The following is a 13,705-nucleotide window of genomic DNA, read 5'->3' as shown; positions in this document are numbered from 1 at the left end:
CGCGCCGGTGCGGGCCGCGCCGGAGATACGGGCTCTACTGAGCCTTCTCCAGCGCGGCCACCGCCTCCTTGGCCGCCTTGATGGCGCCCTTGTTGATCTCGTCCGTACCGGGCGCCTTCTTCGACTCGAAGTCACTGCCGTTGTACGTCACGACCACCATCGCGTTGGACGCGCGGACGATCACCATGCCTTCGCGCGTCTGCTGCTTGTCCTCGGTGGTGAGGTTCACCACCGAGTACGCCTCGTCGCCGAGACCGGGGACCGCGCCTCCGCCGCTGTGCTTCGCGACGCGCTCCTTGTAGGAGGCCGTGGCGGTCTGGTCGGTCTTCTTGATCTCGTACGAGACGTCGAGCCAGCGGTAGTCGAACCCCTTGAGCGCGTTCCAGGAGCAGGTGCGGCGCACCGACTCGTCGGTCGACGGGATCTCCTTGCCGGCCGTCTTGGCGCCCGGCACCAGTGAGGTCACCGTCTTCTCCCCGATCCCCTGGCAGGGCTTGGGCGCGACGCGGTACGTCTGGCTCGCCGCCGCCGTGGACGGCGCGGACGGCGACGCACTGGGCCTGTCCGAGGTCGCCTTGTTGTCCGCGTCCCCGGCCGGAGACGCGGCGAACGGCCCGGACGCCAGCGCCCAGCCGGCCGAGGCGAGCACGGCGACCGGCAGCAGACGCGCGGTAAGGGCGAGCGGCAGAGGAAGAGAACGCACGGCGCACTTCTCGTGGGGGATGGGTGCGGAGGGGGCCACACTGCGGACGGTACGCCAGTGTCACATGCCTCCCTGTGAGGCGGTAGTGCGAACTCGCTCCGTGGCCGTGTGGTCACAGCGGCTCGCTGTTGACGGACCGCCGGGAGCCGGCGGTCTTGGTCACGCGGTCTCCTCGCGGATGCGCAGGGGCAGCGCCCGCTCGATGCGGTCCACGGCGGCGAACGCGCCGTACGCGATCAGATGGACCAGGCAGTGGTCCGTGAGCGGCGGCTTCTTCCAGGCCGCCACGTCCTCGTCGGTGATGCGGTACGGCGCCAGCGCGGCCAGTAGCGCCAGACGTGCGCCGGGCCTGTCCTCGCGGTCCGGCAGGGTCGGCCAGGCGAGCGGGGGGTGCGTGCCGTCCCACGCCTCGACGGTCTCCCGTACGAGCGTCTGGTCGGCCTCGGTGAGGAGGCCGGCGCCGGCTGTGGCGGCCGTCCGGAGCGCCGCGTACGCCGGGCCGACAGTTGTCCTGGCCGTCCAGGCCGGGGCGGGTCCCGTTTCGTCTTCGTCGAGGAGCGCGAGACTCGCACCCGGGACGAAACGTCGGCGCACGGTCTTGGCCAGCGAACGGCCTCCCAGGCTGCGCACCATCCGGAAGCGCTGGACGTTGCCCGGGAGAAGGTTCTCGGTCACCAGGGACGAGACGATCCGGTTGATGAAGTGGAAGGAGAGGGCGGTACCCACGTACCCGGGGGTGTGTTCGGCCGGGAAGGGGAGCGTCGAGACGTCCGGGCTGCCAGGGGTGCGGGTCGCCTCGCCCCAGGCGAGCACGCGCGCGTGCTGCTCGTCTTCCGGCGGCTTCCCGTGCGCCAGGCGCTCGGCGAGGGCGTGGTCGCCGGTGGCGTGCAGCAGCATGGTGTGCGCGTCCACGCAGAACGGGCACTTGTTGGCGCGCGACACTCCCACGGCGGCCAACTCCTTACCTGTGCGGCTGCCTTTGCCCGCAATCAGGGACTCACGCATCAAGGCCCAGGTGGGGGCGAGGAGTTCGGGCGCCGAGGAGAGGGCGACGAAGGGAGAGGCGTCCTCGATGCCGAAATCCGCGGCGAGCTGCTCGTAGACGGCGGCGGTGCGGCCGGTGGCGGCCTTGGGCGGGATGGGCTCGGTGTACCGGAAGGGTGAAGTCATGAGGAGAACCCTGGATCCGGCGGGTGCCTTCGGGCGTCGTACGGGCGAAGGCAGTTGAGGCTGCGTCGACGAGGTCGCCCGGTCGGCGGACTACTGCGCCGGGAGTAGTCGCGGGGTTGTCCACAGGGCGGACGCCGTTGTCGGTCCGGCGGTCTACTGTGCGGACATGAACGGGGACCAGGTGTTACGCGCGCACATCGTCGACGCCGTACTTGCTGTCGTGATCGGCGCGATCGTCGTGTCCTCGGCGGCCTTCGACGCGGACACGACCCCGCTCGACCATGCGTTGATCGTGACCGGTTCGCTGGTGCTGGCAGCGCACCGGCGGGCGCCGTGCGTGGTGCTCGCTGTGACCACGGTCGCACTGACCGGCTATGTGCTGCACGCTCACCCAGGGCCCGTGTCCGCTCTCCCTGTGGCGGCCGCCGTCCATGCGGCGGCTCAGGCGGGGCATCGAGGCGTGGGTGCGATCGCGAGCGCCGTGTTCCTCGGGGGGTATCTCGCGACTGACCCCACGTCCCAGGCCGCCGTCGAGCGGACCGCGCTGCTGGCGGGCTGGTTCCTGTGCGCCGTCGTCACCGGTCTCGCAGGGCGCAACTGGCAGGCGTATCTGCGCCAGACCGAACAGCGCGCGCTGGAGGCCGAACGCACCCGAGAGGAGGCCGCCCTGCGCCGGGCCGGCGAGGAACGCCTGCGTATAGCAAGGGAGTTGCACGACTCCCTCACGCACAGCATCTCGATCGTCAAGCTCCAGGCGGGCGTCGCCGTGCACCTCGCCCGTAAGCGTGGCGAGGAGGTGCCGTCCGCGCTGCTCGCCATCCAGGAAGCCGGTGGCGAGGCAATGCGCGAACTGCGCGCCACACTCGACGTGTTGCGCACCGACGAGCCCACCGGTACCCCGGCCCTGCTCGTGGAGCGCGCCCGCGCGGCAGGCCTGGCCGTCGACCTGGCCGTGAGCGGCGCTGAGCGCCCGCTGACGGCGACCGTGGACCGCGCGGCGTACCGCATCGTTCAGGAGGCCCTCACCAACGCCGCCCGGCACGCGGGCCCCACCAAAGTCATGGTCCAACTGGACTACGGAGATTGCGAGTTGGAGATACGGATCGACGACGACGGCTCCGCAGACCCGGCCCGGCCGCCCACCGAGGGCATCGGCCTCACCGGCATGCGGGAACGCGTCACGGCACTCGGTGGCGCGCTGCACGCCGGCCCGCGCGCGGAGGGCGGTTTCTCCGTGCGGGCCCAACTGCCGCTGGAAGCCTCGTGATCCGGGTCGCGCTCGTCGACGACCAGGCGCTGATGCGGGCCGGGTTCCGGGCACTCCTGGACGCCGAGGACGGCATCGAGGTGGTCGGCGAGGCCGCCGACGGGGAGCAGGGGCTGGAGCTGGTGCGCGCCCATGTCCCCGACGTCGCCCTCGTCGACGTTCAGATGCCGGTGATGTCGGGCATCGAGGCCACCCGCCGCATCGCCGCCGATCCCGAACTGTCCGGCGTACGCGTCGTCATCCTCACCAACTACGGCCTGGACGAGTACGTCTTCGAGGCGCTGCGCGCCGGAGCCAGCGGGTTCCTGCTCAAGGACACCGAGCCCGCCGATCTGCTCCAGGCCATCGAGGTCGTGGTGCGCGGCGAGGCGCTGCTGTCGCCGTCAATCACGCGCACGCTGATCGGCGAGTTCGTGTCCCGGCCACCGGACCGGGCCACCGCTCCCGGTCTGGAGTGCCTGACCCGCCGCGAGCGCGAGGTCACCGCACTCGCCGCCCGCGGGCTCACCAACGAGGAGATCGCCGCCCACATGGTCATCAGCCCCTTCACGGCCAAGACCCACATCAGCCGCGCGATGACCAAGCTCGGTGCCCGCGACCGGGCCCAACTCGTCGTCTTCGCCTATGAGTCGGGGCTGGTGGCGGCGCGCGGTCACGCGGAGTGAATCCTTCCGTCGAGGGTGCGTGCGATGATCGGCGCGTGATCGCGATACGCCGCAGGTCGTCCTCGTATGCCGTGCTCGCCTGCCTGCTGGCGCTGAGTGCGAACGGCTGTGGGCTCTCCGCCGAACTGGAGCGTGAGCGCGACCCGGACCCCAAGCTCCCGCCTTCACCGTCGATGACGCTTTCCGTGGAGCTGCCCCCGGCCGTCACCCCCGAGGCGTCGCCGAGCGTGTCGGTTCAGCCGGAGTCCGGTTGCCCGCCGTCCGGCGTGCGCTTCCGCACCGACCTCGTCGAGGCCGCCATGGGGCTGCGCGCCACGAGTCTCATGCTGACCAACTGCGGTTCCAAGCCGTACGAGTTGAATGGCTACCCATCCATCCAAGTGCTCGACGAGGCGGGCGACCCCCTCACGGGAGTGCGGACCGTCGAGGGCACGGACCAGGTGCCCATGGCACCGGAGGATCCCGGCCCCAGGCCGCTGATCCTCGCTCCGGGCCAGACCGCGTACGCGAGCCTGTACTGGCGGACGCACTACGAGAAGGGCACGCACCTGCGCGTCGCGTCCGAGAAGGGGCGCGAGGCCACGACCGTACGCGCGTCGGACTACCTCGACATCGGCCCGGAGAACATCCTTGGGACGACGGCGTGGATGCCCCTCGACCGCGACCGGAGCTGAGGCAACAGGGCGGGCCGCTTACCCGGGACCACTCGACACCCTCGCGCCAGAGTCGCCTCGACCAGCAACTTCTTGATGCCGTTGACTGCCGTTGAGCACCAAGTCCCCCAGGGCAGACTGGCGTTGAGAGGATTGCGTGATACGCGGGACATCCTCAGCTCAATGCCCGACGTCGTGGTCGCCCGCTTCGACGAGGCCGCTCTCGTAGGCGAAGATCACGATCTGGACGCGGTCACGCAGCCCGAACTTGGTGAGGATGCTCGACACGTGTGATTTGACGGTGGCTGCTCCGATGACGAGTTGCTCGGCGATTTCCGCGTTGCTGGCGCCCCGGGCGACGGCGGTCATGATCTCGCGTTCGCGGCCGGTGAGCCGTTCCAGTCGGGCTGCGACGGTGGTGTTGACGCGGCGCTCGGCGAACCGGTCGATGAAGCGCCGGGTGATCGAGGGGGCCAGCAGCGTCCCGCCCTCGGCCACGGTGCGAACGGCGGTGGCCAGTTGTTCGGGGGGAATGTCCTTGAGCACGAAGGCACTGGCGCCGGAGCGCAGTGCCTTGTAGACGTACTCGTCGGGGTCGAAGGTGGTCAGGATGAGCACCCGGGCGTCCCAATCGGCCTCTTGAAGGATCAGGGAGGTCGCTTCGAGGCCGTCCATCTCGGGCATGCGGATGTCCATGAGGATCACGTCCGGGCGATGCCGGCGTGCCGCCTCGATCGCCTCGAGACCCGTCCCCGCCTCGGCCACGACCTCGATGTCGGGGTGGACCCGGAGGATCATGGCGAACCCCCGGCGTACCAGGGCCTGGTCGTCGGCGACGACGACGCGGATGCTCACGTGGGCTCCCCCTTGGTGGGCAGATGGGCGGTGAGCCGGAATCCGCCGCCGGGACGAGGCTGTGCGTCGAGGCTTCCGCCCAGCAGGAGGGCTCTTTCCCGCATGCCGACGATGCCGTGGCCGGGCCGGCCCTCGTGGGCGGCCGACACGGACCGGACGGCGGCACCGTGGCCGTCGTCGAGCACCTCGATGGTGATGCCGTCGTCTTCGCCGCGCACGTGCACTTCGGTGCGGGTGCCCGGTCCGCTGTGCTTGAGCACGTTGGTCAGCGCCTCCTGGACGATGCGGTACGCCGAGAGATCCACGCGGGCCGGGAGAGGGTTCCGGATGCCGTCCGCGACCAAGACGTCGAGACCCGCCTCGCGGACCTCGGCCACGAGCCGGGGCAGATCGGCCAAGCCCGGCTGCGGCCCCAGACCGTCGCGCTCGGCCTCCGGCCGCAACACTCCCAGCAGGTGCCGCAGTTCGTCCAGCGCCTGGCGTCCCGCTTCCTCCACCGCGGCCATCGCCTCCAGGGCGCCCTGAGGATCCTCGGCGGCCACCATTCGGGCCGCGCCGGCCTGCACGGTCATCATGCTCACCCGGTGGGCGACCACGTCGTGCAGTTCACGGGCGATGTGGGTGCGCTCCTCGGTCACGATCCGCCGTGCTTCGGCGGCCTGTTCTTGGTGGAGCCGGGCAGCTCGCCCGGCGCGCAGCCGTAGGCGCCGGCCGAGGTACCAGGCCCCGGACATGAACAGATTGCCGAAGGTGATGTCCCCCCAGGGGTAGGAGTGGAGGAGGCCGTCGATCGTGATCGCGGCGATGGCCGCGACGACTCCGAGAGGGCCCCACCGGTTGTCGTCGGCGTGCCGCCCGACGCTGTACAGCGCGACGATCACCATCCCGCCCATGGTGGAGTAGGTGCTCCCCAGCGTCGGGGCCCAGGCGGCGAGCGCGACGCACAGGACCGCGACCGGCCTGCGCCGACGCCGGTAGAGCGCCGCGCCGGCCACCACGAAGAGCAGGAGGACGGGCTGGAAGATGCCGGTGACCGTGCGGAAGGCCATCGCGTCTCCCGGGGCGTCCTCCAGGAGCACCGCCGCCAGGAACATCGCGGTCGCCAGGACGGCGTCCGCCCCCCGTGGCCAGCGGGTGAACGGGCCGCGGAACCTGCCCGGCACGCTGCGGCCCGGTGTCTCGGCGTGCGGCACCGTGCGGTTCATCATCGCTCCAACGAGAGGCATCCGGTGCCCTGGCGCAGGCCATCGGGACGCACCGGGCATGTCATCGTAATTCCAGCTCTGAGGCACCGTCACCCGCCGACGGGCGGAGGCGATCCCCGCCCCCGGGCGGAGACGCCGCCCAGTTCTCCCCGTCGAGCGGGGGAGGGCCGAACCCTCCGGGCGGCGGGAGACGGCACCGGTGCCGGCACCCACGATGGAACCGCTCGAGCCTTCTGCCGCCGCGCCGACCGATGCGCCGGACGGCAGCCGCCCCACTGGAGCCCAGCCGACAAGTGCCGTCAGTCGGCGGCCGTCCCACGGAGTCCCACCGACCGTTTGCCGGTCGGCGGCCGTCCCACAGGAGCCAAGCCATGAACCGACTCACGCGCCGTATCGGCGACGCGAGCGCCCGCCGACCGTGGGTGACCATCGCCGCCTGGGTGGTCGCCCTGGCCTTCGTACTGCCCCTGGCCGGCCTGGCCGGCGGCTCGTTCGCCGACGACCTCGTGGCTCCCGGCAGCCAGAGCGAGGAAGCGATGGAATTGCTCGAAGAGCGCTTCCCCGAAGCGTCCGGCGGCAGCGCCATGGCGGTGTTCGCCGTGCCGGAAGGCGAGCGGATCGACCGTCACCGGCCTGCCGTCGAGGCGGCGGTTGCCCGGATCGCCGAGGTGGAGCACGTCGCCACCGTCAATGACCCTTTCACCGCCGGAACGATCTCGCGCGACGGACGGATCGGCTACGCCCAAGTCGCCTTCGACATACCGTCGATGGACGTGAATCCCGAACACATCGACGCGTTGGGCGGCGCGATCGAACCCGTGCGCGACGACGGTGTCGTCGCCGAACTCGGCGGCGACGCCGTCTTCATCAACGCCGAGGCGCCGACCTCGGGCGCGGAGGCGGCGGGCCTGCTGGCCGCCCTGGTCGTCCTGGTGGTGGCGTTCGGCACGATCGTGGCCGCGCTGGTCCCGATCACGCTCGCCCTGGTCGCCGTTGCCGCCGGCCTGGGCAGCATCGCGCTGCTGGCCCATGCCATGGACGTCTCCTCCGCCGCCCCCACGATCGGCGCGATGATCGGCCTGGGCGTCGGCATCGACTATGCCCTGTTCATCGTGGCCCGCTGCCGCGAGAACCGTGCCGCCGGCCAGGACAATCCAACCGCGCTGTCGAACGCCATGGCATCGTCGGGTGCGGCCGTCCTGTTCGCCGGCGGCACCGTCGTCGTGGCGATGACCGCGCTCGCGCTGACCGGCCTGGGCTTTCTCACCTCGATCGGCCTGAGCACCTCGCTGGTCGTGCTGTTCGCCGTGGCGACTGCCCTGACGCTGCTGCCCGCGCTGCTGTCCCTGCTGGGCGATCGCATCCACAAGAGGCGGCGCCGGGGCCTCCGTACGCGCCGTGCGAAGAAGCCCGAGGACACAGATGTGAGGAAATCCGAGAACCCCGAGAACGGCGAGAACCCCGAGAACGGCGAGAACCCCGAGAACACGGCATGGTGGCGTTTCGCCCACCGCGTCTCCGGCCGGCCGTGGCCGTACCTGCTCGCCGCGTCCGCGGCGCTGCTGGCGCTGGCGCTCCCTGCGCTGCGCATGGAGACGGGCTTTCCCGACGCGGGCAACGACGCGACCAGCACCACTCACCGCCGTGCCTACGACCTGTTGGCGGAGGGCTTCGGCCCCGGCTTCAACGCCCCGCTGCTGATCGTCGCCGACCTGCGGAGCTCCGGCGTGGACGCCGAGGGCATCCCGGAGCTGTCCCGGCGCATCGCCGACGCCCCCGGCGTCGCATCGGTCGGCAAGCCCCAGTTCTCCGCGGCGGGGGACACCGTCGTACTGCCCACGCTCCCCACCACCGCGCCTGCGGACGCCGTGACCTCCCAGACCCTCGAACGCATCCGTGACGTCGTCCCAGGCAATGTCGCCGTGTCCGGCCTGACTGCCATGACCGACGACCTCACCCGGCAACTCGCCGACACCCTGCCGGTCTTCATCGCCGCGATCATCGTGGTGTCGTTCCTGCTGTTGATGCTGATGTTCCGCTCCGTGGCGGTACCGCTGAAGGCCGCCGTGATGAACCTGCTGTCCATCGGCGGTGCGTACGGCGTCGTGGTGGCCGTCTTCCAATGGGGCTGGCTGGGGGGAGTGTTCCATCTCGACGAGACCTTGCCGATCGCCTCGCCCCTGCCGACGATCTTCTTCGCGGTCCTCTTCGGTCTGTCCATGGACTACGAGGTGTTCCTGCTCTCGCGCGTTCGCGAAGAGTACGACGCCACAGGTGACACGACCGAGTCGGTGGCGCGCGGCATGGCGGTCACGGGCCGCGTGATCACCTCCGCCGCGCTGATCATGACAGTGGTCTTCCTCGGTTTCGTCGCCAATCCCTCGCCGCTCGTCAAGATGATGGGCCTGGGGCTGGCGACGGCCGTCGTGCTCGACGCCACGATCGTCCGGATGGTGCTCGTGCCCGCGGCCATGGCGCTGCTGGGGCGTGCCGCCTGGTGGCTGCCCCGTCCCCTCGACCGGCGACTGCCCCGCATCAGCACCGAGGGCGCCGCTGTCCCACCTGCGCCCGAGCCCGCGCTCGCCCGTGAGTGACAGGGAGTTCCCGACCGGGACTGATGCCGATCTGCGGGGTGGCGGCGCCGCAGCACCCGCCACCCTCACTTCCGGCGCGGCCGTAGGACTTCATGCCGGAGGGGGGGAACAGGGGCGCGCAGGGTGATCGATAGCCTGCTGGGGAGCGGAGGGAGGAGAGCCCTGGCCCGAACTCCCACATTCTCCCAGGACCGGTCCTGCGCCCATCAGGCCGTCCGATGCGTGTAACCAAGCGAGGACAGAGGCCGTATGTTCACCACCCGACCCACGCTCCAGGGCACCTTCGGCATGGTGTCCTCCACGCACTGGCTGGCCTCGCAGTCGGCGATGGCCGTGCTGGAGGACGGCGGTAACGCGTACGACGCCGCTGTCGCCGCGGGTTTCGTACTGCACGTTGTCGAGCCCCACCTGAACGGGCCCGGGGGCGAGGTGCCGATCATCCTGGCCCCGGCGGGCGGCGAGGTCCGGGTGCTGTGCGGACAGGGCGTGGCGCCGGCCGGGGCGGAAATCGCCCACTACAGGGGACTCGGTTTGGACCTCGTACCCGGTACGGGACCGCTCGCCGCCGCCGTTCCCGGTGCCTTCGACGCCTGGATGCTGCTCCTGCGGGACCACGGCACGAAGACTCTGGCGGACGTCCTGAGGTACGCCATCGGGTACGCGGAGGACGGGCACGCGCCCGTGGAGCGCGTCGGCGACACCGTCGAAACCGTACGGGAGCTCTTCGAGACCGAGTGGACCTCGTCGGCCGAGGTGTACCTGCCGGACGGCCGAGCCCCGCGGCCGGGCGAGCTGTTCCGGAATCCGGCGCTGGCGGCGACCTGGAGGCGGCTGATCACGGAGGCCACTCGGGCGGGCGGTGACCGGGTCGCGCAGATCGAGGCCGCGCGGCGGATCTGGCGCGAGGGCTTCATCGCCGAGGCCCTGGTGCGGCAGGCGGCGCGGCCGGCCATGGACACCAGCGGCGAACGCCACGCGGGCACGCTGACGGCAGCCGACCTGGCCTCCTGGTCCGCGTCCTACGAGGCTCCGGTGACGTACGACTGGCGCGGCTGGACCCTGTGCAAGGCGGGCCCCTGGAGCCAAGGGCCGGTCCTCCTCCAGCAGTTGGCCCTGCTGCCGACCGAACTGCCGCGGTACGGCTCCGCGGAGTACGTCCATCTGCTGATCGAGGGCTGCAAGCTCGCGATGGCCGACCGGGAGGCCTGGTACGGGGACGCGACCGACGTGCCGGTGGGGGAGCTGCTGTCGGAGGAGTACAACGCGGGGCGGCGGGCGACAGTCGGGGAGAAGGCCTCGTACGAGCTGCGGCCCGGAAGCCCTGGGGGACGCACTCCGCGGCTGAGCCACCACGCGCGTGTGGTGGCCACCGGGGAGGCGGGGTTCGATCCGCTCGCGACGCCGGGTGCGGGCGAGCCGACCGTGGCCAGGAGTCCGAGGTCGCCGGTGCCCGGGGAGCCCGACGTCTCGGCGGACGGCGGTACTCGGGGCGACACCTGCCACCTCGATGTCGTCGACCGCTGGGGCAACATGGTCGCCGCCACGCCCAGCGGCGGCTGGCTGCAGTCCAACCCGGTCGTGCCGGAGCTGGGCTTCCCGCTCGGCACCCGGCTCCAGATGACCTGGTTGGAGGAGGGGTTGCCCAACTCCCTTGTGCCAGGACGCCGTCCGCGTACGACACTCACGCCCTCGCTCGCGCTGCGGGGCGGTGTGCCGGTCATGGCGTTCGGCACACCCGGTGGCGACCAGCAGGACCAGTGGCAACTGCACTTCTTCCTGGCCGTCGCCCTGCGCTCCGAGGTGCGCGGCGGACTCGACCTCCAGGGCGCGATCGACGCCCCGAACTGGCACAACGACAGCTTCCCCGGCTCCTTCTACCCACGCGGCATGCGCCCCGGCAGCGTCACCGTCGAGGCCCGCATGGACCCGGCCGTCGCCCACGAACTGCGTCGCCGGGGTCACAACGTACAGGTCGGACCACCCTGGTCCGAGGGGCGGCTGTGCGCGGTCGCACGGGACCCGGAGAGCGGGGTGCTGTCGGCGGCGGCCAATCCGCGGGGGATGCAGGGGTACGCGGTCGGACGCTGACCCCTGCGGCTGCTGACACCCCGGGCGTGGGGAGTTCATGCCGATTCCACCCGGAGTGCACCGGCCGGGTGAGGATTGTCAGTGCTGCGTGCTCTCATGGAGTGGTGATCGAAGACAGCGAAACCATCGAAGAGTTTCTCGCGCACGGCACGTCCGACGTGGAGGAAGCGGTCCGCAAGGCGGCGGCGACAGAGATCATGCCGCGTTTCCGGCAGCTCGCCGCGCACGAGGTGGACGAGAAGACGGGTCCCCACGACCTGGTGACGGACGCCGACCGCAAGGCCGAGGAGTACCTCACGGCCACGCTCGGCGCCCTGCTGCCCGGCTCGGTCGTGGTCGGCGAGGAGGCGGTGCACGCCAACCCGCTGACGTACGAGGCGATCCGGGGCGAGGCGCCGGTGTGGATCGTCGACCCGGTCGACGGGACACGGCAGTTCGTGCACGGCAACCCCGGCTTCTGCACCCTGGTCGCGCTCGCGCTGGGCGGCGAGGTGCTCGCCTCCTGGACGTACGCTCCGGCGCTCGACCTGTTCGCCACGGCGATACGGGGCGGGGGCGCCGCTCTCGACGGAGTGCCCCTGCGCTCCGGTTCGCCCGCGCCGGACCGCCCGCTCGAAGTGGCCACGTCCCACCCGGACTTCACGACCGACGACGAGAAGCGAGCTCTGCTCGGCCTGCGCACCGAGGGCGTGCGGACCCGGCCCTGCGGCTCCGCCGGCCTCGAGTATCTGGCCGTCGCCCGCGGCGAGCTGGATGCCACCGGCTTCTCCTGGGAAGCGGCCTGGGACCACGCGGCCGGCCTGCTGCTGGTCGAGGAGGCGGGCGGTGCGCATCTGACCCGCGCGGGCGAGCCGTTCCGTATAACGGGCGGCAACACCCTCCCCTTCACCGCGGCGCGGGACGCGGCCACGGCTCACCGGGTGGCGGGCCTGCTGGCGGGCGGAGCCTGACCCTCAGGCGGCTGCGCCGTACTCGGGCCGGAGGTCGCAGCGGACGGCCGGAGACGACCACCCGCGCCCGGGGGTCTGTCACCGGCCCGGCATATCCTGAACCCGAATGGCCACCGGCTGACAAAGGAGTCCGAAGGTGCCGTCGATGCTCGATGCGGTCGTGGTGGGTGCGGGGCCGAACGGACTGACGGCTGCCGTGGAGCTGGCCCGTCGCGGCTTCAGCGTGGCCGTCTTCGAGGCACGCGAGACGGTCGGCGGGGGCGCCCGCACCGAGGAGCTGACACTGCCCGGCTTCCGGCACGACCCGTGCTCGGCCGCGCACCCGCTGGGGGCCAACTCGCCCGCCTTCAAGGCGATGCCACTCGGGCGGTACGGCCTGGAGTGGCTGCACCACGACCTGCCCATGGCGCACCCCTTCCTGGACGGCACCGCGGCCGTGCTGTCACGGTCCGTGGCCGAGACAGCCGCGTCCTTCGGGCCGCGCGACGCGGGGACGTACCGCAGGCTGGTCGCCCCCTTCACCGGCAGATGGGACACGCTCGCCCGGGACTTCATGTCCCTGCCGCTCACCGCGCTGCCTCGCGCCCCGGTCACCCTCGCCCGCTTCGGTCTCGTCGGTCTGCCGCCCTCGACCTGGCTGATGCGCAGATTCCGCGACGACCGGGCCAGGACGCTGTTCGCGGGTCTGGTCGCGCATGTCATGGGCCCGCTCGAAGGCTTCGCCAGCGGCGCCGTCGGCCTCGTCTTCGCGCTGGCCGCGCACGCGGGCGGCTGGCCCGTCGCACGCGGCGGCTCACAGTCGATCTCCGACGCACTCACCGCGTATCTCAAGGACCTCGGCGGCACCGTCCACACCGACTACGAGGTCAAGCGCCTCGACGACCTGCCGCCCGCGCGCGCGTACGTCTTCGACACCTCGCCCGCCGCCCTCAGCCGGATCGCGGGCTTCGGCCGGTACTACGAGCGATACCGCTACGGGCCGGGCGTCTTCAAGATCGACTACGCCCTGGACGGACCTGTGCCCTGGGCCGCGAAGGAGGCCCGCCGCGCCGGGACGGTGCAGATCGGCGCAAACACGGCCGAGATCGGCGCCGCCCTGCACGCGTCCTCGCGGGAAGGCCGGGCGCCGGACGCACCGTTCCTGATCACCGTGCAGCCCAGCGTCGTCGACCCGTCCCGTGCGCCGAACGGAAAGCAGGTCTTCTGGGCGTACGGCCATGTGCCGAACGGCTGGACCGGAGACCTCACGGACGCCATCGAGCGCCAGCTGGAGCGGTTCGCGCCGGGCTTCCGCGACCGCGTCCTGGCCCGCGCCACGGCGGGCCCGCCCGAGGTGGCCGCTCGCAACGCCAACTACGTGGGCGGCGACATCGCCTGCGGCGCGGCCTCCGGGCTGCAACTGATGCTGCGGCCCAAGCTGTCCCTGTTCCCCTACAGCACACCGCATCCGGCCGTGTTCATCTGCTCCTCGGCCACCCCGCCCGGGCCGGGCGTGCACGGCATGTCGGGGCACAACGCCGCCAAGGCCGTTTGGAGGATGCTGCGCCAGTCATGA

At 71.6% G+C, this 13,705-nt stretch carries 11 protein-coding genes; 7 read left to right on the top strand and 4 right to left on the bottom strand.

Going from position 1 to position 13,705, the window contains the following annotated elements; all coding sequences use genetic code 11:
- Window positions 1-34 precede the first annotated feature (34 nt).
- Both ACFYO0_RS27095 and ACFYO0_RS27090 read right to left on the bottom strand, forming a co-directional pair.
- Entirely contained in the window at window positions 35-703 is a 669-nt protein-coding gene (locus tag ACFYO0_RS27095; RefSeq protein ID WP_388680934.1) for a hypothetical protein, read from the bottom strand.
- 159 nt (window positions 704-862) lie between these two features.
- Window positions 863-1,873, bottom strand: coding sequence for a carboxymuconolactone decarboxylase family protein (locus ACFYO0_RS27090; protein ID WP_388680931.1), 1,011 nt, complete (start codon window positions 1,871-1,873; stop codon window positions 863-865).
- A gap of 166 nt (window positions 1,874-2,039) precedes the next feature.
- Here ACFYO0_RS27090 and ACFYO0_RS27085 point away from each other — a divergent pair, with 166 nt between their 5' ends.
- The 3 genes from ACFYO0_RS27085 to ACFYO0_RS27075 are packed head-to-tail and all read left to right on the top strand — an operon-like array spanning window position 2,040 to window position 4,479.
- Window positions 2,040-3,140 (top strand): sensor histidine kinase, encoded by a 1,101-nt coding sequence (locus tag ACFYO0_RS27085; protein WP_388680928.1) that lies wholly within the window; start codon window positions 2,040-2,042, stop codon window positions 3,138-3,140.
- Window positions 3,137-3,805: a response regulator gene (locus tag ACFYO0_RS27080; protein ID WP_388680925.1), complete on the top strand. Its 669-nt coding sequence runs from the start codon at window positions 3,137-3,139 to the stop codon at window positions 3,803-3,805. The genes ACFYO0_RS27085 and ACFYO0_RS27080 overlap by 4 nt, the downstream gene beginning before the upstream one ends.
- Window positions 3,806-3,840: 35 nt before the next feature.
- Window positions 3,841-4,479 (top strand): DUF4232 domain-containing protein, encoded by a 639-nt coding sequence (locus ACFYO0_RS27075; protein WP_388680922.1) that lies wholly within the window; start codon window positions 3,841-3,843, stop codon window positions 4,477-4,479.
- A 159-nt stretch (window positions 4,480-4,638) separates the two neighbouring features.
- On the opposite strand, the gene ACFYO0_RS27070 is transcribed toward ACFYO0_RS27075, so the two are convergent.
- Window positions 4,639-5,313 carry a response regulator gene (locus ACFYO0_RS27070; RefSeq protein ID WP_388680919.1) on the bottom strand — a complete coding sequence of 225 codons (675 nt, stop codon included), beginning with the start codon at window positions 5,311-5,313 and terminating at the stop codon, window positions 4,639-4,641.
- Window positions 5,310-6,521 carry a sensor histidine kinase gene (locus tag ACFYO0_RS27065; protein ID WP_388680915.1) on the bottom strand — a complete coding sequence of 404 codons (1,212 nt, stop codon included), beginning with the start codon at window positions 6,519-6,521 and terminating at the stop codon, window positions 5,310-5,312. The genes ACFYO0_RS27070 and ACFYO0_RS27065 overlap by 4 nt, the downstream gene beginning before the upstream one ends.
- A 368-nt stretch (window positions 6,522-6,889) precedes the next feature.
- On the opposite strand from ACFYO0_RS27065, the gene ACFYO0_RS27060 reads away from it, so the two are divergent.
- The 4 genes from ACFYO0_RS27060 to ACFYO0_RS27045 all read left to right on the top strand — a co-directional run bounded on the left by ACFYO0_RS27060 (window position 6,890) and on the right by ACFYO0_RS27045 (window position 13,705).
- Window positions 6,890-9,112, top strand: coding sequence for an MMPL family transporter (locus ACFYO0_RS27060; RefSeq protein ID WP_388680913.1), 2,223 nt, complete (start codon window positions 6,890-6,892; stop codon window positions 9,110-9,112).
- 249 nt (window positions 9,113-9,361) lie between these two features.
- On the top strand, window positions 9,362-11,200 hold the full coding sequence (locus ACFYO0_RS27055) for a gamma-glutamyltransferase family protein (protein WP_388680910.1): 1,839 nt from the start codon (window positions 9,362-9,364) through the stop codon (window positions 11,198-11,200).
- 104 nt (window positions 11,201-11,304) lie between these two features.
- Complete coding sequence (locus tag ACFYO0_RS27050) at window positions 11,305-12,150, top strand: inositol monophosphatase family protein (protein ID WP_388680908.1); 846 nt, start codon at window positions 11,305-11,307, stop codon at window positions 12,148-12,150.
- 145 nt (window positions 12,151-12,295) lie between these two features.
- Window positions 12,296-13,705, top strand: coding sequence for a phytoene desaturase family protein (locus tag ACFYO0_RS27045; protein WP_388681025.1), 1,410 nt, complete (start codon window positions 12,296-12,298; stop codon window positions 13,703-13,705).

The sequence above is a fragment of the Streptomyces sp. NPDC006365 genome, assembly GCF_042870755.1.
GTDB lineage: Bacteria > Actinomycetota > Actinomycetes > Streptomycetales > Streptomycetaceae > Streptomyces > Streptomyces xiangluensis.
Note: the sequence above shows the minus strand (reverse complement) of the source record. Positions and strands in the feature narration are given on the sequence as shown.